This window comes from Paenibacillus sp. 8b26, from assembly GCF_050626875.1.
Classification (GTDB): Bacteria; Bacillota; Bacilli; order Paenibacillales; family Paenibacillaceae; genus Paenibacillus.
On the sequence record NZ_CP192445.1, the window covers coordinates 3,305,579 to 3,325,111 of the forward strand.

Annotated in this window: 23 protein-coding genes; 19 read left to right on the forward strand and 4 right to left on the reverse strand. The window is 47.5% G+C overall.

Annotated elements, in window-relative coordinates:
• Window positions 1-17: 17 nt before the first annotated feature.
• Window positions 18-782 carry a two-component system regulatory protein YycI gene (gene yycI / locus ACQ4MX_RS15175; protein WP_134911793.1) on the forward strand — a complete coding sequence of 255 codons (765 nt, stop codon included), beginning with the start codon at window positions 18-20 and terminating at the stop codon, window positions 780-782.
• A gap of 6 nt (window positions 783-788) precedes the next feature.
• The gene (locus ACQ4MX_RS15180; RefSeq protein WP_134911794.1) at window positions 789-1,595 is read left to right on the forward strand and encodes an MBL fold metallo-hydrolase; all 807 of its coding nucleotides are present in this window, start codon (window positions 789-791) and stop codon (window positions 1,593-1,595) included.
• Here ACQ4MX_RS15180 and ACQ4MX_RS15185 read toward each other — a convergent pair.
• On the reverse strand, window positions 1,564-1,770 hold the full coding sequence (locus ACQ4MX_RS15185; protein ID WP_134914527.1) for a hypothetical protein: 207 nt from the start codon (window positions 1,768-1,770) through the stop codon (window positions 1,564-1,566). The genes ACQ4MX_RS15180 and ACQ4MX_RS15185 overlap by 32 nt on opposite strands.
• A gap of 497 nt (window positions 1,771-2,267) precedes the next feature.
• Here ACQ4MX_RS15185 and ACQ4MX_RS15190 point away from each other — a divergent pair, with 497 nt between their 5' ends.
• A complete protein-coding gene (locus tag ACQ4MX_RS15190; RefSeq protein ID WP_431085691.1) occupies window positions 2,268-3,503 on the forward strand; it encodes a S1C family serine protease in 1,236 nt (411 codons plus the stop codon).
• Between the two features lie 86 nt (window positions 3,504-3,589).
• On the opposite strand, the gene ACQ4MX_RS15195 is transcribed toward ACQ4MX_RS15190, so the two are convergent.
• Entirely contained in the window at window positions 3,590-5,311 is a 1,722-nt protein-coding gene (locus ACQ4MX_RS15195) for a cellulase family glycosylhydrolase (RefSeq protein ID WP_431085692.1), read from the reverse strand.
• A 232-nt stretch (window positions 5,312-5,543) separates the two neighbouring features.
• Here ACQ4MX_RS15195 and ACQ4MX_RS15200 point away from each other — a divergent pair, with 232 nt between their 5' ends.
• The 4 genes from ACQ4MX_RS15200 (at window position 5,544) to ACQ4MX_RS15215 (ending at window position 8,158) form a co-directional block, all read left to right on the forward strand.
• The gene (locus ACQ4MX_RS15200) at window positions 5,544-6,308 is read left to right on the forward strand and encodes a class I SAM-dependent methyltransferase (protein ID WP_431085694.1); all 765 of its coding nucleotides are present in this window, start codon (window positions 5,544-5,546) and stop codon (window positions 6,306-6,308) included.
• 105 nt (window positions 6,309-6,413) lie between these two features.
• Complete coding sequence (locus ACQ4MX_RS15205) at window positions 6,414-6,581, forward strand: CxxH/CxxC protein (RefSeq protein ID WP_013373879.1); 168 nt, start codon at window positions 6,414-6,416, stop codon at window positions 6,579-6,581.
• Between the two features lie 124 nt (window positions 6,582-6,705).
• Window positions 6,706-7,641, forward strand: a complete 936-nt coding sequence (locus tag ACQ4MX_RS15210) for an AraC family transcriptional regulator (RefSeq protein ID WP_431085696.1) — start codon at window positions 6,706-6,708, stop codon at window positions 7,639-7,641.
• Window positions 7,642-7,669: 28 nt separating this feature from the next.
• Window positions 7,670-8,158, forward strand: a complete 489-nt coding sequence (locus tag ACQ4MX_RS15215; protein WP_431085698.1) for a DinB family protein — start codon at window positions 7,670-7,672, stop codon at window positions 8,156-8,158.
• A gap of 81 nt (window positions 8,159-8,239) precedes the next feature.
• On the opposite strand, the gene ACQ4MX_RS15220 is transcribed toward ACQ4MX_RS15215, so the two are convergent.
• Window positions 8,240-8,584, reverse strand: coding sequence for a helix-turn-helix domain-containing protein (locus ACQ4MX_RS15220; protein ID WP_431085700.1), 345 nt, complete (start codon window positions 8,582-8,584; stop codon window positions 8,240-8,242).
• Window positions 8,585-8,761: 177 nt separating this feature from the next.
• Between ACQ4MX_RS15220 and ACQ4MX_RS15225 the strand changes: the two genes are divergently transcribed.
• Together ACQ4MX_RS15225 and rlmH are read left to right on the forward strand one after the other, a co-directional pair.
• A complete protein-coding gene (locus ACQ4MX_RS15225; protein WP_431085702.1) occupies window positions 8,762-9,613 on the forward strand; it encodes a DNA-binding protein in 852 nt (283 codons plus the stop codon).
• Between the two features lie 161 nt (window positions 9,614-9,774).
• Complete coding sequence (gene rlmH, locus ACQ4MX_RS15230) at window positions 9,775-10,254, forward strand: 23S rRNA (pseudouridine(1915)-N(3))-methyltransferase RlmH (RefSeq protein ID WP_013312768.1); 480 nt, start codon at window positions 9,775-9,777, stop codon at window positions 10,252-10,254.
• 381 nt (window positions 10,255-10,635) lie between these two features.
• Here rlmH and ACQ4MX_RS15235 read toward each other — a convergent pair whose 3' ends face one another.
• Window positions 10,636-11,523: a TetR/AcrR family transcriptional regulator gene (locus ACQ4MX_RS15235; protein WP_431085703.1), complete on the reverse strand. Its 888-nt coding sequence runs from the start codon at window positions 11,521-11,523 to the stop codon at window positions 10,636-10,638.
• 126 nt (window positions 11,524-11,649) lie between these two features.
• Between ACQ4MX_RS15235 and ACQ4MX_RS15240 the strand changes: the two genes are divergently transcribed.
• The 10 genes from ACQ4MX_RS15240 (at window position 11,650) to ACQ4MX_RS15285 (ending at window position 19,311) form a co-directional block, all read left to right on the forward strand.
• On the forward strand, window positions 11,650-12,228 hold the full coding sequence (locus ACQ4MX_RS15240) for a hydrolase (RefSeq protein WP_431085705.1): 579 nt from the start codon (window positions 11,650-11,652) through the stop codon (window positions 12,226-12,228).
• Window positions 12,229-12,252: 24 nt separating this feature from the next.
• Window positions 12,253-12,957 carry an MFS transporter gene (locus ACQ4MX_RS15245; protein WP_431085706.1) on the forward strand — a complete coding sequence of 235 codons (705 nt, stop codon included), beginning with the start codon at window positions 12,253-12,255 and terminating at the stop codon, window positions 12,955-12,957.
• Between the two features lie 110 nt (window positions 12,958-13,067).
• Entirely contained in the window at window positions 13,068-13,724 is a 657-nt protein-coding gene (locus tag ACQ4MX_RS15250; RefSeq protein ID WP_431085709.1) for an MFS transporter, read from the forward strand.
• A gap of 761 nt (window positions 13,725-14,485) precedes the next feature.
• Window positions 14,486-14,872, forward strand: coding sequence for a MerR family transcriptional regulator (locus ACQ4MX_RS15255; RefSeq protein ID WP_431085710.1), 387 nt, complete (start codon window positions 14,486-14,488; stop codon window positions 14,870-14,872).
• A gap of 60 nt (window positions 14,873-14,932) precedes the next feature.
• Window positions 14,933-15,754, forward strand: coding sequence for an NAD(P)-dependent oxidoreductase (locus tag ACQ4MX_RS15260; protein WP_431085711.1), 822 nt, complete (start codon window positions 14,933-14,935; stop codon window positions 15,752-15,754).
• Window positions 15,755-16,092: 338 nt separating this feature from the next.
• Window positions 16,093-16,308: a hypothetical protein gene (locus ACQ4MX_RS15265; protein ID WP_431085712.1), complete on the forward strand. Its 216-nt coding sequence runs from the start codon at window positions 16,093-16,095 to the stop codon at window positions 16,306-16,308.
• Window positions 16,309-16,629: 321 nt separating this feature from the next.
• Window positions 16,630-17,559: a thioredoxin-disulfide reductase gene (gene trxB, locus ACQ4MX_RS15270; RefSeq protein WP_431085713.1), complete on the forward strand. Its 930-nt coding sequence runs from the start codon at window positions 16,630-16,632 to the stop codon at window positions 17,557-17,559.
• Window positions 17,560-17,612: 53 nt separating this feature from the next.
• On the forward strand, window positions 17,613-18,134 hold the full coding sequence (tpx, locus tag ACQ4MX_RS15275; protein WP_431085715.1) for a thiol peroxidase: 522 nt from the start codon (window positions 17,613-17,615) through the stop codon (window positions 18,132-18,134).
• A gap of 88 nt (window positions 18,135-18,222) precedes the next feature.
• Complete coding sequence (locus ACQ4MX_RS15280; protein ID WP_431085716.1) at window positions 18,223-18,654, forward strand: MarR family winged helix-turn-helix transcriptional regulator; 432 nt, start codon at window positions 18,223-18,225, stop codon at window positions 18,652-18,654.
• A gap of 18 nt (window positions 18,655-18,672) precedes the next feature.
• On the forward strand, window positions 18,673-19,311 hold the full coding sequence (locus tag ACQ4MX_RS15285) for a peroxiredoxin-like family protein (protein WP_431085718.1): 639 nt from the start codon (window positions 18,673-18,675) through the stop codon (window positions 19,309-19,311).
• Window positions 19,312-19,533 lie beyond the last annotated feature (222 nt).

The window sequence follows — 19,533 nt, forward strand, 5'->3', positions numbered from 1 at the left end:
AGAAAGGGGGAACGGGAATGGATTGGAGCCGCGCGAAAAACGTACTGATCTGTACATTTTTGCTGCTCAATGTAGTGCTGGGGCGCCAGTTGTGGAATGATGCGCAGGAAACGGCAGGGCCGAATTTGGATTTTACTTCATTGGATGAAAATACGCAGCGTTTAATGGAAGAAAAGAGCATTCAGGTGCTGGCTCCGATTCCCGGGGATACCCCGCAGCTGCCCAAGCTTTCCTACACGTATGTTCATAGTGGGAAAAAGGATGATCGCGTGCAGCTGGTGAAGCCGGTAGACAGCAAGCTTGTATTCACTCACGATTCGCTGGTTGAGGCATTACAGCCGCAAATCAAGGATATCGACAACTACCAGTACGATCCACTGGATGTACAGGAGGAGCCGGCATCCGGACAGACGGACGCTTTTGTGCTGCATCCGTTGGTACAGGATAAATGGCCGCTGTTTAATGTGAAGCTGGCCCTGTTTTACAGTAATCAGAAGATTACAGGATATCGCAAAATTCAGGTTGATCTCCAGCCCTCGGATGAAGCGAAGAAAATGCTGCCCGCATCCAAGGCGCTGGCACGGTTGATTGACAGTTATTTGCCGCGTGATGCGATTGTGAAGGATATACGGCTTGGTTATTACGGACAAACCTTTAACTCGGATAGCCAGGTAGCTGCGCCTGTATGGCGGTTTATGCTGGACAACGGGCAAGGCGTGTATTATGTGCAGATGAATGGAGATGTCATAAGTCCAAAGACAGAACAAACAGAAGGGTCTTGAACAAATATGGGGATTTCATTTACCGTGCTGTCGAGCGGTTCGACCGGCAACGCCACCGTTGTCCGGAACGAAGACACGACATTACTCATCGACGCAGGTCTCAGCGCGAAGCGTATTGATGAATTGCTAAAAGAACGCGATCTGAGCGGAGAAGAGTTGGATGGTATTTTGGTCACACATGAGCATTCCGATCATGTTAAAGGACTAGGCGCCATGGCGCGTAAATATAATTTACCTGTGTATGCGAATGAGAAGACGTGGTTTGCCATCAGTAATGCCGTTGGTCAGATTGCGGACGATAACCGCAGAATATTGGAGACAGGCGGAACACGGGAATTTGAATCGTTGCGCGTAGAGTCTTTTGGCATATCCCATGATGCGGCTGAGCCGGTAGGCTATAGCTTTTACGATGGGGCAGAAAAGCTCAGTGTAGCCACCGATCTCGGCTATGTCAGCGACAAGGTGAAGCAGGCCATTTCAGACGCAGATGTATTGGTATTGGAGTCTAATCATGATGTGGAAATGCTGCGCATGGGGCGTTATCCATGGAACATCAAGCGCCGTATTCTCAGCGATATCGGTCACTTATCCAATGAAATGGCGGGCGCGATCCTTAGCGAGCTGCTGACAGGGCGGACGAAGCGAACGTATTTGGCGCATTTGAGTCGCGACCACAATATGATGGAGCTGGCAAAGCTGACGGTGCGCGGGGCGATGGAGGACCGCGGCTGCTTTTACAAGGACAGTGAGTTCCGATTGTGTGATACGTATTATGACCGTCCTACACCGTGGGATAAGGTGAGTGAGTCATAAAACTATCCAGTTCGGCGGCTTTGCGTTCTACCTCTTCGCGGGTCACAATGCCTTTGTCTACCAGTAGCTCAATGAGTGTACTTAACGCCAGAGTGTTGCGGTAATGCTCGTCTTTCAGATCCGCAAGCTTGGCAGCTATACGAACTTCATCCATAGCTGAGCGATGTTGATTCATCATACATTCCTCCTGTTAAAATATTTAAAAAATGGCGTGTGATCAGCTTGGTTCTGCCTGTGGTTTTGCCGGGTGCTGTGATACAATAAAGCTAACAACTGAAAGCTTTCTGAAAGAAAGCTCATATCGGAAGCATAAGCTGTTACAAGCGAACGGGAACAGGCCAGAACGTCTCTATGAGACGATCATTTTGTAATAGAATAGAAGACTTGTTACTATTGTAGTCAATTGATTTGGAAATCATTCCTCCTTTTTCCTCTATTCGGAGCGGGATGCGGCGTGTATGCTGGTTAATGAGATCAGGATGCTTAGGGAGGCCCCATTTGTGGTGATTAATAAGTAGGCTGAAATGAGCGGTTGTTTCGGTCATGGGGGATATTCAATCCATTTTGGCGTTCAAACGGAGCGAGTCTCTGTAGCATAGGTTGGCGCAAGCCCGAATAGCCCTAATTTTTTAGTGAGTGTCGGTGCATGACAACGAAGGGGAGAGGATTAGCATGGGCTTGTTTGATGACGATTTTTATTCAACGAGGGTATCCACGCGTGCGGCCAAAAAAAAGGCATTCAAGGCACGTCGTGGAGGACAGGGACGATGGCCGCACAGGAACCGGGACGTGAGCCCGGTGCAGGCCGCTGTCATTAGCGGTGCAGTTAGTGCGGTGGTTGCGGTGCTGCTGTTCAGCTTTATTACAGGTCTGCCCTCCACGACAGCAGTAACCGGAGCAAGTCATTATCCCATGCGCCAAGCGGCGGGTGACCCGTATGACCGGATTGTGCAGGCGGCAGCCAAGGTACGTCCGGCCGTCGTCAGCATCGTGAACCTGAAAGGGGAAGACGGTCATAGCACGGAGCCGTCGGCGCTTGGATCGGGTGTTATTTTCCGGATAACTTCCGGCAAAGCCTTCATTATGACTAACAATCATGTGATTGAAGGCTCGGATGATCTGGAGATTGTAACTGTGGATGGTGTCAAAAAAGAGGCGAAGCTGATCGGCAAGGATCGCATTAGCGATATCGCAGTGCTAGCGGTAGACGATAAGGGCATTAGCACGATAGCAGATATCGGTGATTCCAGTAAGCTTCGTCTGGGCGAGACCGTGATTGCCATTGGTAATCCGCTTGGCTTGGGCGATACGCTCACTTCCGGCATTGTGAGCTATACGAATCGGATTATTCCCATTTCCATTAATCAGGATGGCGTATATGACTGGGAACAGCATGTCATCCAGACCGATGCGGCGATTAATGAGGGAAACAGTGGCGGCGCGCTGGTCGATCTGGACGGACGTGTGATTGGCATCAATACGATGAAAATCGCTGATACAGGTGTTGAGGGACTTGGCTTCGCCATTCCCGCCAATGAGGTGATGAAGACGGTGAATGAACTGGTTGAGGACGGCAAGATCACCCGCCCTTATCTGGGGGTATACACGGTCGACCTCAATAATGAATATGCACCGCTGGATGAAACTCAGCGCAAGGAGCTCAAGTTGCCGGACAGCGTGAAGAATGGGGCAGTCGTTCTGGAAGCCCACGGTCCTGCCAAGGAGGCTGGCTTGAAGCTGAACGATGTCATTACAGCGTTTGATAGCGAACCGATTAACTCAACGCTTGATTTACGTCGCTACTTGTACGATAACAAGAAGATTGACGATGAGCTGAAAGTTACTTTTTACCGGGCAGGCAAGGAAGAATCGGTGACGTTAAAATTAACAGATAAGCCGGAAGGCTAAGGTTTAATTTATAGGCTTAACTATAAAAAGGCGTTCTCCGGCTCATTTCCGGGAACGCCTTTTTTGATCTTCTGCTGCGCCTTAGATTAAGATGTCGTTCCCGTTACATGGGTTCCGCTCTTGGTGATTCTGTACGTCACCACATCGCCGCTCCAGAAGTGGAACTTTAGCGTGACTTCACCATCTTTTACACTATTAAAAAATTCAGGCAGCAGCTTGATGCCATTGGCATCATAGGCAGGGGCAAAGGTATTGCCAAATTCCTTATAAGGTGTCCAATCCTGTGGACCGGCATTGCCACCATTGGTATAAACGGCTTCCATCGTGGCAAGCTGGCTACCACGGAAGTCTGTTGGAATGGTAAAGGCTTGCGTAGTCCCTTCGACAGCACTTAATTTTGGGGTATCATACACGACCACTTTGAAATTCCAGTCTGTCCCCTTGTTGAACTTAGCGGTAATGACGGCATTCTCCCCATATTTACCGGAAGTGGTCAGGCTGGTGAGCAAGCTGGCTTTTAAGGTTAATGTGTCTCCGCTCAGCGTATAGTCGGTGCCCTGTGTTAGTTGCTTGCTGTTGGTACTGAGTGTTTTCAGCTGATTGCCGTTCAGGTTTAAGATGACCTTGGCATCCTGAACAGGAGTGCCCTTCTTCAAGTGAATGAGGTCACTGGCTGCATTGGAGGAGCGTCCTTTTAGGCTGGACTTAATGACATTAAAGAGTTCGGGATCAGACCACTTGTACGTTGTCCGGTTCAAGTGCTGGCCGTTATCCCAGAGTATACCTGTTATTTTCTTCTCCTTCATAAAATAGGTCAGGAACTCGAAGAATTTTAGCTTTTCGCCCTGTTCAATAACCCCTGTATGTTTGTCGAAGCCGAGCAGGCCATATTCACCGACAATGACCGGAATCCCCTTGGCTACAAAGGTGTTATAGACGTTATCAAAGGTTTGGACAATATCGTTCTTGGTATCTTTCTCAAATGTAGTATATCCGGCAATGTTCACACTGAAAGGCCAATAACCATAATAGTGGACGGTGGCAATCAGGTTGGGATCGTTCAGCTTGGTTATCGTGTTGTACAGCTCGTTGATTTTGGCCTGAGCCGGTGCGGTGTCCAAGCCAGGCAGAACAAGGGGACGAGTGGCATTTTTACCGCCAGAGGCGCGGACAATTTTGTGGAAGGATACGTTCAGTTCTTGGAGCATCTGATTCATTTTCGTTTCATCCGTAGTTCCTCCTTCGGAGAAACGGGGTTCGTTAATACTTTCGAACATCAGCTTGTTAGGCTGATCTTTAAAGCGCTGGGCAATTTGTGTCCATAATGCGTTATAGCGAGCCAGCACCTCATCATGTTTGGGTTCCATACTGCTTACCCACGTCCATGAATCATGATGGACATTGATCATGACGTACAGATTGGCATCCAGTGCCCAGCGAACAACCTCTTCCACACGGTTCATGTAGGCAGACTCAACGGTATAGTTCGGTGCTGCTCCAATGTGCTTATCCCAGGTGACCGGGATGCGTATGCTTTTGTATCCTTGGGCAGCAATTTGCTGGATCAACGCCTGGGTAATGCGCGGATTGCCCCAGGCTGTCTCATCCGCCCCGACAGCATCCAGAGAATTTCCCAAATTCCATCCAGGCTGCATGGCTTCCACATACGATTGCATGCTGCTCGCAGCCGCAGCTTGCGGTGCTTGTCCGTCAGATTCGGCAGCAGCGGCAACGGATGCGAACGTAGATAACAATAGAGTGATGGCAAGCGTCAACGACAGCAATGAAACGGGTCTTCGTTTTAACATAACAGGCCCCTTTACAAAGTTATTTTTGAAAGCGCTTTCTAATAAACACTACCACACTATTTGAATATGGAATACCTGTATAATTCATGTAAAAATCATGTGTTAATTAGATATTTTAAATTTGTAAGCATTATTATTGAAAAAATACAGAAATGAGTGTAGAATCTGTGGCCCTACGTGGATTGTAGTATAGCATCGGATTTGTAAATACAAGAGAAAGAAGGAGATGAATATGAATAAGTGGGACACGAAAGAGGCCATTCGACGCTGGGATATGCATGCAGAAAACTTTACGGCCAAGTACACGGAGGAAGGGGATCGGTCTCGCGAAGTGCTGCTGAATCCGGCATTGCAAGCCTGTATGGGGCCCCTTGAGGGCAAAAAGGTGCTGGATGCTGGCTGTGGCGAAGGTTATCTGAGCCGGAAAATGGCCAGGGCGGGTGCTTTGGTGGAGGCTGTCGATTACTCGACAGAGATGCTGAGGCTAGCCAAAGAGCGAACGCCGTCAGCGTTGGGAATTACATATCACCATGGCAATCTGGAAAAGCTGGAGATGTTCGGGGACCAGAGCTTTGATCTGATCGTGTCCAATATGGTCATACAGGATTTGGCTCAATATGAGCAGGCGATTGCCGAAATACGGCGGTTATTAGTTCCAGGAGGCCGCTTTATTTTTTCTATTCTGCATCCGTGCTTTCAGACGCCGCAGAGCGGTTGGGTGAAGGATGAGACAGGAAAAAAGCTGTATTGGAAAGTGGATCAATATTTCAACGAAGGCCCATTGGAGCAAGCCATTCCTTATGATCAGGAAGAAAAGTTTTTATACTTTCACCGTACGCTGGGCAGCTATGTACAGACCATTATTGAGGCGGGTTTGCTGTTGGAAGGGATGATTGAACCCAAGCCGTCTGCCGAAATGTTGGAGAAATATCCCCATTTTCACGAGGACCTGAATATCACTCATTTTCTTATTTTTACAACCAGACGCCTCGGGTAAAAAGCAAGCCCTTTCCTTTCCGCGTCAAGTGTGGTAGAACAAAAGAAGGCGGTTTTGGCACACCTACAACAGGAAGAGCTTCAAACGGAAAGGGATGCAACTGGAATGTACGTGGTATGTAAAGAGCATGTGGAACTGGCAATTGATATGTTCGTCGATGAATACGAGGATGCACCGGATGTCGTCGATCTCAAGGAAACGAAATTTTCGGATTGGGACCCTCCAGTGAAGTGCAAGGAATGTGAGAAGAAAGCCGAGTTTTTGGTCGTCTAAAAAAACAAGCACGGGCGTTTCGGGGAGAAACGTCCTTTTTGTGTACCAAGATTTATTGCAAAAATACCCCATACATAGAGCTATATTTATTCCCACCACGTGCTGAGACAGGAGTGAACGATGGATGGACCCTTTGCTGCATTCACTATTTCGTCCGCTTCAAGTCAATGGAAGTGATCTGTCCACGTTTTATATCGAACAAAAGCCGTCTGCTGCACTGAAAGCTTACGTGGCCTGTTATTGGGAGTCCGGTCCGGCTAATAGGGTGGTAGAGGGGAATCTAGCAGCTTCGTGCGAAGACACCGCTTTGCTAAGCCTGCCGCATGAAGAAACCATGGAGCGGGTATTACCTGACGGCTGTACGGATATTCTATTAGAATACGACCCGGTGAGTAAGCGTCAGGAACTCTCGTACTGTGGGACATTTACGCAACCGTTTGTGTCTGCCAGACAAGCAGGGTCCGAGACACGCATTTTTGCGGTGCGATTTTTCCCCGGTGGGGCACATTATTTTCACGGTATGCCGACTCACTTGTTTACAGGCGGTAATTATCGCTTGGAAGATCTCTGGCCCGAAAGCATCGCCGTCATAGGTGAGCGCATTATGGAAGCGCAGAATTTCAATGAACGGGTGCGCATAATGGATGAGTATCTTAACCAGCTTCTGCTGCGCCGTAGGACAAGCGATTGTGACCTGATGAAAAACCTGCTGCATCGCATCTTTGTGAGCGGTGGGAGTGTGGGGGTTAAGGAGCTTGCGGAGTGTGAGGCGATCAGTGAAAGGCAGATCAATCGTAAGTTTGGACAATGGATCGGAATCAGCCCCAAAAAGTTCAGTGAAGTCGTCCGCTTCCAGAGCGTTCTACACAGTATCCAAAGCGGCGGGGGTCTGGATTGGACGGAGCTGGCATTGAAGCACAGCTTTTTCGACCAGGCGCATCTGATCCGCGATTTTCGCAGGTTTTATGGAGATTCTCCGCTTACTGCGGCTAAGGATTTACGGAAGTTGTCCGATTTTTACAATACACGCCCAGAGGCTTCGGCTATACTCAAAATATGAATAACAATGGCAAAGGAGAGATGAAAATATGAGTGGAACGCTGCAAGTTCGCGATCATCTGCTGAATGAGCTGGAGACCGGAGTACGGACGGGGGAAGCCTTAATCCGTAAAATACGTCCAGAGGATTGGAGCTTTCGCCCGCAAGAAAATTTCCGCTCACTACTGGAGTTAGTACATCACTTTGTGCTTATTCCTGCTTCCGATCTTGCGATTATGCAGGAGAAGTCCGAGGGTGAAGTGGGAAGCATTGAAAGCAGCCTGTCCGGGGTGGAAGATCCCGAGCGCTTGGCTGCGACTTTCAGGCAGAATTTTGAGGCTTATAAGGCTTACATTCTTTCACTCAGCGAAGACGATTATCTGAACCGTTCGACGAAGGCCTTCTATATGGAGCACGGACATCTACAGGTTCAATGGCAGATTGAGACCGTAACCCATGTGTTCCATCACCGCTCGCAGATTTATAATTATCTGAAGCAACTGGGACATGAAGTGAGCTTTTTTATGTTGTACGCTTGAGTATTTTTGTAGAAGGTTTGGAGGGCACCTGTGCGGTGCTCTTTTTTGGTTTTATTCAAGGCTTTTTTAGGGTGGAATGACTTAGTCGAACGCGCGTGAGACTTCTTTACTAACTCGTCTGAGAATGCCGATTTGCTCCTCATTCAATCTGCTGGTCAACGCAACAAACTCATCTACCGCCTCTTGCCGAATAATTTCGTCTGTAGTCATATGTTCTTTGGAAAACATCAATTCACTGATAGACACGTTTAAGGCAGTTAACACTTTCTCCAAGGTATCAATCGAAAAGTTTCTTTCGCCTCTTTCTAATGCACCAATATATCGATAGTCCAAGCTTGCGATGTCAGCCAGTTTTTGCTGTGTTAGTCCCTTTGCATTTCGAATAGCACGGATTCTTATACCCATTTGCTTGCGTAATTCTGTCATATAACCACCTCATAACAAGCTTATGGAAGATGAAGTATAAAAGTCAGGTCAAAATATATAGTAAAAATGGTTTATATTACGCATTTTAAGTAGTATAATTAATTTGTTTAGTCACTCCTCACGAGTGGTTAGCGACTCTAAATCGATAATGAGGATATACTAGAGGAGGTAATATTTTTGCAAGAGGACATTCTAAAATCACTCAAACCGGACATCATTGTTGAAATGTTAGAGATGGCTGTGGCTTTTGAAAATTGGAAGAAGGTGATGGAGACGGCAGATATTTTGTACCAATGTGTACAGCGTATCTATGAAGAACGGCAGTATCATAAAGCGATGAAATTATCCATCCCGCATGTCAATTTAGAACGTCCGTTGGTATATTATTTTGGGCTCAGTCACCTGATGTGTGGAATGGCTCACCAGAACCAGGGTACATATGAGCAGGCAAGGGAGTGCATCTATAAGTATGCTGAGCTGGGGTGGATGGAGGATCTAAAGGAAGAAGACATTCAGGTTGTCGAGGAGTTCAGGTTTTTAGCCAAAACTAATTTATATGCAGTAGATATTTTGTCTGGAAATATAGAGCTTGTCGAGGAATACGTAGCCTTTTTGCAGGATAATCTAGAGGAAATATTACCGGGGCTGAATACCATATTACAGGCAGCGCTTATGTATCATTTGGATGTAGGAGATATTTTACATACGTTTGTAGAGCAGATTGATGAATTTGAGAGTTATGAAGACGCAGAGAATATATCTTACTATTATAGCTACTGCTATCACTTGGCTTTGTACTATCGGAAGTGTGGCAGATTACAGGATGCAGTGGGACTTACTGTGAAGGCGATGCAACTAGCCGATCAGTCGGGTAATGATGGTCAATTTAAGAAATGTACAGCATTGTTCGAATCATTACGGGAGTCAGCGACAGCGGAACAAATCAGCCAATATCGACAGATGCTAATGCAGTGTCTTGATGAATACGAAACGGATAGGGATTTCATTGTGCAGAGCGTAAATGAATGATCCGCTATAATCTGAACAGGGAATAGGCTTGTAACGGAGAGGAAATAGATAGGTAAGAGGCGTTTCAGGTGCTAAAATAACTATGTTACAGGTATGTTTTTAAGTTAGGGATCGTAAATACGATTTTACATTATCATTCGACATAGATAGGGGTATGGAATTTGTTTATTCAGCTTATAGGTGTTGGCAAGTTAAAAGAGAAGTATTTGGTCATGGGCATTCAGGAATATGCTAAACGGCTAGGGCCATACATCAAGTTTCAAATGATCGAAGTAGCCGATGAAAAGGCTCCTGATACACTGAGCGAGGCGGAGGTTCGACAGGTCAAGGAGCGAGAGGGAGAGCGCATCCTTGCTCATGTGAAAAGTGAAGCACATGTCATTGTGCTCGCCATCGACGGCAAACTGTGGAGCTCGGAAGAACTCGCAGAGGAATTGGACAAGCTCGGCACCTACGGTACAAGCCATGTTGTCTTCGTCATTGGCGGCAGTCATGGTCTCTCTGACGAAGTCCTCCGCCGCGCCCAACAGAAGCTGAGCTTCGGAAGGATGACCTTGCCACATCAGCTGATGCGATTGGTGCTGGTAGAGCAGATTTACCGAGCGGTGAAAATTAATCGGGGTGAACCGTATCACAAGTAGGGCAAAATTTATAATAGAAAGCCTGAGTTAAATGTAAACATGTATTGGGGGAATATGGATCCTTTACAGCTTGGAGAAGCAGCGATACCTTTAAATCGGCGCACCAACGTCCAGAATCAGGATCAAAGGCAGAAAAGAAGGAATCTTCAATTCTCGGAAGTGAGATCATAACTTATGAAGTGGCATCAGTAAGAAAACGATAGGCTTTAAACGGCAGACATTTATGTACTAAATCCTAGTACTGTGTAAACCGGTACCCATAGACTGGACACTTTGATAAAAGGTGTTTGGGCTGTGGGTACTTTTGAGTAGAAATAGCATTGGGGCTTCTGTCATCTAGTTGGTACCGTTCCAACCAATCGGTCCTGTTATTCCATCAGGCTAAATACCCGAGAATATAATATTCCTCAACTGAACGACCAGACTTTTAAGTTCCTTCTCCCTCTCCAAATAGCACAGCGAGGCTTGTATCAACGGATGATTCGCTGCCTCATTGCTAACCTCCGTCTGGATAAAACGGTAAAGCTCCCTTATTTCCGAACGATGTACGGCACCGGCCGGGATCGTGTTAATGGCCGTATCCATCTCCCGAAACAGTTCTGAAAGAATCTGCCCCTTCTCACCCTGCCGGTCCTCGAATCCCCAGTTTAAATACCTCTCAAATGAAGCTTGGTTCAGCATAGACTTAAGATCGGACGTCATCATATGCTTAACGAGCACATGGAGCTTGTCCAAGATGAACTTCGCCGTTTCCTCGAGTGATAACGACCTCTCCTCATATACAATCCAAAATAGATATTCCTTCAGAATCGCCCGATAGATGGCAACCAAATCCCATAGGAACGGTTGGATTTCCTCGCCATACACATGCAGCAAACAATCTCTATGCCATCGGATGAGCCGCCCCCTAACCTTGTGTCTGAGCGGCTGGAACTTGGGATCCTGTTGAATAGGGAGCTCAGTAAATTCGACCAGAATATGTTTATACTCCATAAAGTAACGGAATCGCAAAACGATCTGCTGCACAAACTGTTCTTCCGGCGATAGTCCGGGAAGACGTGTCAGCTCATCGACTTGATCAAAATAGTTGTTATGACATTGATTAAATACCTTGCTAAAGAGGTCCTCTTTTGAAGGAAAGTATTTATAGACCGTTCCTTTGGCAATACCGCAATCCTCGGCAATATCCTGTATCGTCGTCGAAAGAAACCCGCGTTCCTTAAAAAGCCTCGTCGCTGATTGTACTACCTCTTCCCTTGTCACAATCATAAAAAAGATTCTCCCTCCTTGACTTGCTATGAATCATAGTACAAAATATAAAACATCAAGTCAAATGACCTAAAGTTCACGATTGGTGACTTACAGTCAAATAAAAATGATGAGGAGAATGTCGGTATGGAAAAATTATTTGATCCGCAAAAAACAGCGCTGGTTGTCATTGATCTGCAAAAGTGGTTAGGGAACCAATACGCCCCTTATTCCGCCGAGCAGGTGGTATCAAATGCGGCCGTCTTGGCCGATGCTTTTCGTGAACAAGGCTCGATGGTTGCCCTGGTCAGGGTATCCAGCAAGGACCTGAAAGATATTCCTAAACCGAAGCTGGATACCCCTGCACCTGCACTGAATCTGCCTGAGGGATGGGATGAGATCGTCCCAGAAATGCGGGTCGCCGATACAGACCACATCATTACCAAGAAGCAGTGGGGAGCCTTTTACGGGACGGAGCTCGACCTGCAGCTGCGCCGCAGGGGAATCGATACCATCGTTTTATGTGGCATCGCAACCGGACTTGGTGTGGATACGACTGCGCGGGAAGCGTTTATGCATGGCTATCAGCAGATTTTTGCGATTGATGCGATGACTGGATTTTCCCAAGCCGAGCATGATTACGTAAAAGACCACATTTTCCCGCGTATTGGGCGTACTCGCACCACACAAGAAATCATCTCAACCTTTACTGAAGAGAGATCGTAAGGTTATTGCAGGAGGTTGATCTCTATGACCCAAAGGAAACGTCCCCAGAACGATCTGATGTATCCTTGGTATGTCTTATCCGTAACTAGTCTCGGTGCGTTTCTGGTTCTAATCAATATGGGAACGCTAAATGTCGCCTTGCCGGAATTAAGCCGGTATTTTCATGCGGATGCAACAACCTCCAGCTGGATTTTGCTTTCCTACATGCTGGTTAATACCATTCTGATTTTGGTCTTCGGTCAAATTTCGGATATTTTCGGAAAAAGGCGGATGTATTTAATCGGATTGGGTGTGTTTACCGTAACCAGTCTGCTTCTTGGCTATTCCCCGAACGTAGAGGTACTCATTCTTCTCCGCATCTTACAGGCTGCCGGAGGGGCTCTCGTGGTGACGAACACAACGCCGCTGATATCCGATGCTTTTCCCAAATCGAAGCTTGGCACGGGTCTAGGCCTGAATATCTTGTCCGCTTCCATCGCGCAGGTGCTAGGCCCCGTCGCAGGCGGCCTGGTAACAACTGCTTGGGGCTGGAGGTGGGTATTCTGGTTCAATGTTCCCTTCGGGATCACTGCCTTCATCTGGGGCCTCCAGATTCTAAGGGAGAAGCCGCTGACAGAGCCTCGTACCAAAGTCGATCGATATGGGGGTATACTGGTCTTTATCGCTTTAGCTGGTTTAATCATAGCTCTATCCAAGGGGGAGAGCTGGGCTGGGGAGACAAGCAAGTGATTGGAGGTTTTGCTATATTCGCGATAATAACCCCTATTTTTTTATGGTATGAGCATCGTTCAGCTTCCCCTTTGTTGGATATAAGCCTTTTCAAAAATTGGATGTTCGGTATGGCGAATATCGCTACCTTCTTTCATTCCTTTGCTCGCACGGCTGTTGCCCTGCTTTTCGCGCTGTACTTCCAATTTGCCTTCCACCAAAACGCACTTGAGGCCGGTCTAAGGATTCTTCCAATTACGATAGGAATGTTGATCATATCCCCCATTGCCGGCATGTTAACCAAGAGAATCGCCCTTCGAGTCCTATCCTCGCTTGGAATACTCCTATCCATAGCAGGACTACTGCTGCTCTTATTCGTACTCGGAGGGAATTTCCCTTACGGGGCCACCGCATGCGGGATGCTGTTAATCGGGATCGGGACTGGCTTATTTCTTACTCCCAATACGATGGAGATCATGTCGTCCGTTCCTGAGAACAGCCGAGGGGTGGCAAATGGGCTGCGGTCCATGCTTTATAACTTGGGCCAGGTGCTGAGTACGGCCCTTTCTTTAACCATTGTCAGTGCGGCGCTACCAGACCATATGAAGAACGTGCTGTATTCCGGAAAAAACGCTGTGATATCGGACGTTGATTTTGCTTTCATCATTCACGGCTACCGCTGGGTCATCATCGCATTGATAATGACTTCCCTATTGGCCCTTACAGCATCGTGGTTTCGTCCTCATCCGAAAAACAGAGCCTACGAGGGCTCTTCCGTAACCAGCTGAATTCGAGTATGGGGTGCTGTAGAAGGTTCTCCTTGAAAGATGAAGACAGATTGGAAAACGTTCAATTTTTAGGAGGGGGCTGATCGATGAAATTTACGCTGAATGGAAAAGCGCTTCAGGTCATTCTAAACATGCTGAACCTTGACCCAGAGATCAAGACGCTGTTGAGTACAATGCAGTAATTTGTCCATTTCATCAAAAGGATCAAGCGATGTGTTTGTCACGCTTGGTCCTTTTGGTATGCACTGAAAGATTAGCCATCACAAGCAACGACAAGTAGTGATGCAAGCATTCAGCGTGAATGGGTTTACAAGAACCTAAAGAAAGGCCATCTCACTAAAGAGTTGGCCACAAATTTACCGCCACAAATAGCTTGGTGATGCGCGTTGCATCAGCCACTCATTTCCCAGCTTCTACTCCGAAATAGTTCCACGGTTTGCCTAGATAAACCTCATTAACCGTCCATTTACGATCGTCTTTTGCGGCGTCTTTGAGCTTGTCAAAATGTCGTGAGAAAGCGTTAGTTGTAAAGCTTTTGGACGAAGAATGTTGGATAGGCGGGAGGATGGAAATAACTGTTTTTAGAGCAAAACTGATGTTTTGCTCTTTGTCTTTATTTATAAAAATTCGCCGTTACAGTGTTACGGTGAACCGTATCATAAGTAGGGCGAAGTTCAGGTGCCTTTACATTTTCCAATCCAAATGCTATCATGCAAACATGACGTTAACGTCATATTATATCTTGGAAGGAGTGATACATCATGAACCGCATGCGCATTGGCGATTTGACAGAACGAGCCGGGGTAACCCAGCGCACGGTTCGCTATTACGAGAGCATTGGATTGCTTCCATCTGGCGAGCGCGAAGGCAATGGTCATCATTACTACACGGAAGAAACGGTTGCTCGTCTGCATAAGATCGATCAGTTGAAGAAGATTGGCCTAAGTTTGGAGGAAATTCGGGACGTAATCGAGCTTTACTTTACGGATATGAGCGGGGTGCTGCCGAAACGGAAAGTCCTCGGCATACTGCGCCAGCATCTGGCCGACACGGACCAGAAGCTTGAAGCGCTCGGGCAGTTCCGCAGCGATTTGCAGTCACATATAGAACGTTTCGAGCGATGGCTCGAGGCCAATGATAGCGATTAATTTTTTTTGCTATAAACATGACGTTAACGTCATGTTTAGCATCCTAAGGAGGTTAAATTCATGAGAGAAAACATTGGATTTATCGGACTCGGACTGCTTGGTATGCCAGTCGCTGCCAATCTGCTCCAAGCAGGATATGTGTTGACCGTATACAACCGCACCCCAGAAAAAGCGGAACCGCTCGTAGCCCAAGGTGCGCTGCAGGCGGTCCGTCCAGCTGACGCCGTGACAACCGGTGGCATCGTCGTCACCTTGGTATGGGACGATGAAGCATTGGAAGACGTCGTCAAAAGCGAAGATTTCTTAGAACGCCTGGGCATAGGCGGTATTCATGTATCAATGAGTACGGTGTCGCCGGATACGGGTAAGAAACTGGCGGATCTGCACGCGCGGCACGGTTCCGTCTATGTTGAGGCGCCTATCTTTGGACGGCCGGAGGCAGCCGCTGCCAGGCAATTGTGGATTCCAATAGCGGGTCCGCAGGAAGCAAAGGAGCGGGTGCGGCCGCTGCTGGAAGCGATGGGAGCTAAAGGGATTTTTGATTTTGGCGAGGAAGCCGGTTCGGCTGTACTCGTCAAACTGATCGGTAACTTCCTAATCGTCTCCGCCGCACGCTCACTGGAAGAAGCACTAGGAATAGCTGAGCGCGGCGGGGTTAATCCCACAGCAGCGGTCAATATGCTTACCAGCACACTGTTTACCGCCCCAATTTATCAAAACTATGGCAAAATGATAGCCGAGAAGTCATCCATATCCGAAAGTAAAATTCCGCAGAAAGATGTCGGCCTCTTGCTGTCGGCGGCGCAAAATGCACAAGTTCCAGCCCCGCTTTCCAGCCTGCTGCTTGATATGCTGGAGAACGGAGATCGGAGCAGAACATAAGGCTACGGTCGATGTTATTCGTACTCTTGTATAACCGGTCTGCCTGGTTGCGGTTATAAGTGACATTCGGCTCCAATTCAATACGCTCAAAGGATAGGCGGCCCCAGGGCCGCATTTCGCCGATAGCCCCGTTACGCTGAACCCTACCATAAGTGACGGCGAAAAATTTATATTAAACCGTGTATTGATGAATGGCAAAAGCATTGTGGTTTTCGTATATTTGATCAAAAAGGAACAAAAACAGGCACCTTTTTTAAGACAACTCACTTACAGATTAAGGATAAATTTTCACTAATGACTAGGAGTTTGTTATTTAATCAAAGAATGGAGGGGGGAAAATGGCGACAGCAGATCAAATTAAACTGCTCATACATTCACATGTTGAACAAGACGATGAGCGATTTAAGACTATTGCTTTACAACTTGCCGCCTATGAAGCACAATTCTCCATTGATACGCTGGATAAGATTGTTGAGGGCTTGAACATATCACCAGGCGAATTATTTCGTACTGGCAAACGGATGAGCAGGAGGAAACAGTTAGGCAGCAAGTAATTGACGAGCTTGTGGCCGCTATCGGTCGACTGGACATGGATCAGGTTGATATTCTGAGGAAGGTCAATAAGGAATTAATACGCGCTTTTAAATAAACAGCCCCTAGACTTGAACGTATGTGTTCAAGTCTAGGGGTTGTTTATTAGGATACTATTGAGTGGGCATCTCTAGCGTCTATCGTGAAAAACTTGCTCGACGAAATTTCTTGAAATTCAATTGTCTGAAATTAAGTTGTTGACAATTGAATTTAGAGTGGGTATTATTGATTTATAAAGGTTGTGAACAAATAATTTGTATACAACTGAAAACGAGGTGGAATACATGTCACATCATCAAACAGTTATTATCGGAACGGGTCCTGCGGGATTAACGGCAGCAATCTACTTGGCTCGGGCGAACTTGTCTCCGCTAATTATCGAAGGGTCGCAGCCAGGCGGACAACTGACGACAACGACAGAAGTCGAGAACTTCCCCGGCTTCCCGGAGGGGATCACAGGGACGGAGCTCATGGATAATATGCGTAAGCAAGCCGAGCGATTCGGTGCACGAATTCAATCCGGCTTCGTAACCCGCATGGATGTATCGAAACGTCCGTTCACGTTGTATTTGGAAGGGGGAACTGAATTAACGGCGGATGCCGTGATCCTTTCGACCGGCGCTTCCGCGAAAATGATTGGTATTCCCGGTGAGGTCGAAAATATCGGCCAAGGGGTCAGCACATGTGCAACCTGCGATGGATTCTTTTTCCGCAACAAGAAGATCATTGTCATTGGCGGCGGCGACACCGCAATGGAGGAGGCACAGTTCTTAACGCGATTCGCTTCCGAAGTCCGCGTCGTGCATCGCAGGGAGGAACTTCGAGCCTCCCAAATCATGCAGGAACGTGCGCGTAGAAACGAGAAAATCGAGTGGAGCCTTAACGCAACCCCGCTGGAAGTGATGTCTGGTAACAAAGGTGTGACCGGTCTTAGAGTCCGCAACAACACAACGGGGGAGGAAGAGATACTGGAAACGGATGGAGTCTTTCTTGCTATCGGCCATCATCCGAATACCGGATTCCTAGGCGGCCAGATCCAAACCGACGAGCACGGTTATGTGGAGGTCTTTCCGGGAACTTCCCGCACGAATGTTCCTGGCGTATTTGCTTGCGGAGACGTCATGGATCCGATTTACCGTCAGGCGATCACGTCAGCAGGCAGCGGCTGCAAAGCGGCGTTGGATTGTGAAAGCTTTTTGCTCGAACAGCAGTAATTCGCATTCACAACATAACAGTAAAACTAAATCATCTAATGGAGGTTATTATTTTGTCTCAAGAACGTACAGGCAAAGCAACAGTAGGTGGACAACCGCTCACCTTGGTAGGGCCGGAGTTGAAAGTCGGGGATAAGGCTCCCGCATTCACCATTAATAAAGATCTGATGACCGAAGCAAGCCTCTCCGACTATGCGGGCCAAATCAAGCTCATTTCCGTCGTACCTTCGCTGGACACCGACGTATGCGATGCGCAAACGCGCCGATTCAATCAAGAGGCGTCGAAGCTAGGCGATGGCGTGGTTGTATTGACGATCTCGGTTGATTTGCCCTTCGCGCAGAGCCGGTTTTGCGCGACAGCCGGCATCGAGCGCGTCGTCACCCTGTCGGACTATAAACGCCGTAACTTCGGCGAAGCCTATGGCGTGTTGATAAAAGAGCTGCAGCTTGATCAACGCGCGATCTTTATCGTCGACACCGATGATACCATCCACTACGCTGAATATTTGAGCGAGCTAACGGATCATCCGAATTATGATGCCGCCCTGGCTGCCTTGCGGGAGCTAGTGGAGTAAGCGATCACCTACCAGAAGAAGGGGTTGACATCCAATTATCATGTTTATAGTTAAATTGTGCACAATATTATAGAGAGGTTGACCTCACATGCTGCAACTTAACGAACACCTTTGCTTTTCATTATATGCTTGCTCCCGAGCTATTTCTCGGTTGTATCGACCGCTATTAGAGGAGATGGGAATTACCTATCCTCAGTATCTCGTGTTGCTATCCCTCTGGGAAAGTGACGGGCGGACGGTCAAAGAACTAGGAGAACAGTTAGACCTTGATTCAGGCACCTTGACGCCGCTGCTGAAACGGATGGAAGCGAACGGACTGATTCAGAGAGTACGATCGACGGAAGATGAGAGGGTCGTCTTGGTCCTGCTCACAGAGAAAGGGTTGGCCCTTAAGGGAGAAGCCGATTGTATTCCATCCGCGCTCCTATCAGCCAGTGGCATGTCCACCCAGGAAGTGTCGGAACTAAACAAAGCCATCAAAGTATTAGCGGACAAAGTCATTCAGACCAGCGGCAAATAATTCATTGGAGGTGTGACCATGCCAACAACGACCTTAACTTCAGCGTTAGAGAAGGTCACTGCAGCAAACCCGTTTGAAGTGCAGGCTATACACCAACGTGTCATCCAGCAACTTCAAGAGGAAGGCAAGGCGACAGGACTACCAGTCGGGGCAAAAGCCAAGGACTTTGAATTGCCAGATTCACTTGGAAACCAAATCAATTTGGCCGACGAATTGGCAAAAGGTCCCGTTGTCCTTACCTTTTACAGAGGAGGATGGTGCCCTTACTGCAATCGACAACTAAGAGCTTACCAGGAGATTCTCCCCGATATTCAGGCGCTAGGCGCTCAGCTTATCGCAGTCAGTCCGCAATTGCCGGATTATACGCTGTCTGATCAAGAGAAAGCAGAACTGTCCTTTAAGGTTCTCAGCGATCCTAAGGGAATCGTTGCCACCAAATATAACCTGTTGTATGAAGTGCCCGACTATCTGAAGAGCATGTATTTAAGCCATAATATTGATCTTCACGAGTACAATGGGACGGATCATTGGCTGCTTCCGGTGACGGGAACGTTCATGATTGACGAATACTCCGTTATCCGCTCTACATACGTGAATCCTGACTTTACCAAGAGGATGGAGCCGGAGGATATTCTCTGGGAGCTGCGAAAGTTGTAATCTTTTTTTACCCATAATGGTTGTGCAAAATTAAATTTTTAACAACTAGGAGTAGGCATAACCACATTAGACGGCAAAGGCCCGCCATTGATGCAATATATGATTATCAATGAATGGAATAACAAAGGAGAGAACCCGAAAATGAAGAACAAATTCAAAACATCCGTTGTGGCCATGATGGCGCTCGGCATGACAATTACCGGCGCGGCCGGCGTATATGCA

Excerpts from the sequence above, each read along its gene's own strand:
- ACQ4MX_RS15180 (WP_134911794.1), top strand. The coding sequence starts at position 789 with ATGGGGATTTCATTTACCGTGCTGTCGAGCGGTTCGACCGGCAACGCC.
- ACQ4MX_RS15250 (WP_431085709.1), top strand. The coding sequence starts at position 13,068 with ATGGCGAATATCGCTACCTTCTTTCATTCCTTTGCTCGCACGGCTGTT.
- trxB (WP_431085713.1), top strand. The coding sequence starts at position 16,630 with ATGTCACATCATCAAACAGTTATTATCGGAACGGGTCCTGCGGGATTA.
- ACQ4MX_RS15195 (WP_431085692.1), bottom strand. The coding sequence starts at position 5,311 with ATGTTAAAACGAAGACCCGTTTCATTGCTGTCGTTGACGCTTGCCATC.
- ACQ4MX_RS15185 (WP_134914527.1), bottom strand. The coding sequence starts at position 1,770 with ATGAATCAACATCGCTCAGCTATGGATGAAGTTCGTATAGCTGCCAAG.
- ACQ4MX_RS15205 (WP_013373879.1), top strand. The coding sequence starts at position 6,414 with ATGTACGTGGTATGTAAAGAGCATGTGGAACTGGCAATTGATATGTTC.
- ACQ4MX_RS15220 (WP_431085700.1), bottom strand. The coding sequence starts at position 8,584 with ATGACAGAATTACGCAAGCAAATGGGTATAAGAATCCGTGCTATTCGA.
- yycI (WP_134911793.1), top strand. The coding sequence starts at position 18 with ATGGATTGGAGCCGCGCGAAAAACGTACTGATCTGTACATTTTTGCTG.
- ACQ4MX_RS15235 (WP_431085703.1), bottom strand. The coding sequence starts at position 11,523 with ATGATTGTGACAAGGGAAGAGGTAGTACAATCAGCGACGAGGCTTTTT.
- ACQ4MX_RS15265 (WP_431085712.1), top strand. The coding sequence starts at position 16,093 with ATGGCGACAGCAGATCAAATTAAACTGCTCATACATTCACATGTTGAA.
- ACQ4MX_RS15245 (WP_431085706.1), top strand. The coding sequence starts at position 12,253 with ATGACCCAAAGGAAACGTCCCCAGAACGATCTGATGTATCCTTGGTAT.
- ACQ4MX_RS15200 (WP_431085694.1), top strand. The coding sequence starts at position 5,544 with ATGAATAAGTGGGACACGAAAGAGGCCATTCGACGCTGGGATATGCAT.
- ACQ4MX_RS15240 (WP_431085705.1), top strand. The coding sequence starts at position 11,650 with ATGGAAAAATTATTTGATCCGCAAAAAACAGCGCTGGTTGTCATTGAT.
- ACQ4MX_RS15215 (WP_431085698.1), top strand. The coding sequence starts at position 7,670 with ATGAGTGGAACGCTGCAAGTTCGCGATCATCTGCTGAATGAGCTGGAG.
- ACQ4MX_RS15285 (WP_431085718.1), top strand. The coding sequence starts at position 18,673 with ATGCCAACAACGACCTTAACTTCAGCGTTAGAGAAGGTCACTGCAGCA.
- ACQ4MX_RS15255 (WP_431085710.1), top strand. The coding sequence starts at position 14,486 with ATGAACCGCATGCGCATTGGCGATTTGACAGAACGAGCCGGGGTAACC.
- ACQ4MX_RS15280 (WP_431085716.1), top strand. The coding sequence starts at position 18,223 with ATGCTGCAACTTAACGAACACCTTTGCTTTTCATTATATGCTTGCTCC.
- ACQ4MX_RS15260 (WP_431085711.1), top strand. The coding sequence starts at position 14,933 with ATGAGAGAAAACATTGGATTTATCGGACTCGGACTGCTTGGTATGCCA.
- ACQ4MX_RS15190 (WP_431085691.1), top strand. The coding sequence starts at position 2,268 with ATGGGCTTGTTTGATGACGATTTTTATTCAACGAGGGTATCCACGCGT.
- ACQ4MX_RS15210 (WP_431085696.1), top strand. The coding sequence starts at position 6,706 with ATGGACCCTTTGCTGCATTCACTATTTCGTCCGCTTCAAGTCAATGGA.